Origin of the sequence: Microbispora sp. CSR-4 (assembly GCF_008033685.1) — a bacterium.
Lineage (GTDB): Bacteria > Actinomycetota > Actinomycetes > Streptosporangiales > Streptosporangiaceae > Microbispora.
Genome location: NZ_VJVX01000162.1, coordinates 1 through 1,453, shown reverse-complemented (window position 1 = coordinate 1,453; position 1,453 = coordinate 1). Strand labels below are relative to the sequence as shown.

Sequence of the window (1,453 nt, the reverse complement as noted above, 5' to 3'; positions counted from 1 at the left end):
CGGTAGCCCATGAAGAACTGCCAGGCGTTGCCCATGGTGAAGGCGGGCCCGAACGAGGTGAAGTTCACTCCGTCGGTGCTGTAGGAGAAGCGGGCCTGGCGGCCGCTGCCGGGGCGGATGTCGGCGTTGACCCGTAGCCAGATCCTGCCGCCGGACACGGGCGTGGAGGCCACTTCGGTGCCGGTGCTGGTGGTCTGCCAACTACTGTTCATGGTCAGGTTGTTGGTCGCCACCAGGCGGGTCTGGCCGTTGTCACGCCTGACGCCGATCCAGGCCGAGGAGTCGCGCAGCATCGCCAGCCCGGCCCGGTCGCCGTCGCGCATGGACGCGTAGTCGAGCTCGATCGTCGCGGTCGAGGACGGGCCCAGGATGCGGTGGGTCAGGGTGTTGCGGGCCGAGTAGAGGTCGTTGGTGACGGTGGCGGTCTGCAGGCGCAGCCCGTTGCCGACGCTGTATCTGCTGGTGTCGGGGTTGTGGTTCCACTCCCACTCGGGGCCGAGCCGGCTGCCGGTGAAGGTGTCGGTCCCGGTCGGGGGCTTGACCTGCCGGGGCGGGCGCGGCACGTTGGGGTAGGGGTAGGAGCCGCCCCAGGCGCCGTTCACGGTCTGGACGGTGGGCCAGCCGTCGGAGGTCCAGGTGATGGGGGCCAGCACGGGGATGCGGCCGCCGGGGTAGGCGTCCTGGAAGGCCATGTAGTACCAGGCGCCGTTTTGGGTCTGGACCAGCCCGCCCTGGTGCGGCACGCCGCCGCCGGAGACCGGGCCGCCCATGTTGAGCAGCACCTGGCGCATCTCGTACGGGCCGAAGGGACCGTTGGTGGACTTCAGCACGTACTGCCCGTTGGCCGGGCGGGTCAAGAAGATGTAGTAGGCGCCGTTGCGCTTGTACATCCGCGACCCTTCCAGGGTGCCCACGCTGGAGGGGGTGGAGAACACCTGCTGGCTGCGGACCTCGCTCTTGCCGTCGGCCGACAGCTGGGCGACGCTGATCTGGGTGTTGCCGTAGGCGACGTACATGGTGTCGTTGTCGTCGACGAGCAGCCCGGCGTCGTAGTAGCACTTGTTGATCGTGGTGTGCCGGTTCCAGGGGCCTTCGACCGAGGTCGCGGTGTAGATGTAGGTCTTGCTGAAGTCGATGCAGCCGCCCCAGTAGAAGGTCTTGTTGCTCGGGCGGTAGTTCAGGAACGACGCCCAGATCCCGTTGACGTAGGCCCGCCCGCCGTTCAGGTCGTATTTGGACCCGAAGTCGAGCGTGGGCACCGAGTGTCCGGCGTACTCCCAGTTGACCAGGTCGTAGGAGCGCAGGATCGGCGCACCGGGCGAGTAGTGCATCGTGGAGGCCGAGTAGTAATAGGTGTCGTCCACCCGGAAGACGTCGATGTCGGCCAGGTCCTCCCACAACACCGGGTTGGAATAGGTCGACGACGGCGGCCACGACCCGCTCGTCGGACTCG

Annotated in this window: 1 protein-coding gene; it reads right to left on the bottom strand. The window is 67.5% G+C overall.

The genetic code is table 11. The annotated features are described in order from the left end of the window. On the bottom strand, positions 1-1,403 hold a 1,403-nt coding region (locus tag FLV34_RS39215; protein WP_261986082.1), incomplete at its 3' end, for a glycoside hydrolase 43 family protein. Between the last annotated feature and the right edge of the window lie 50 nt (positions 1,404-1,453).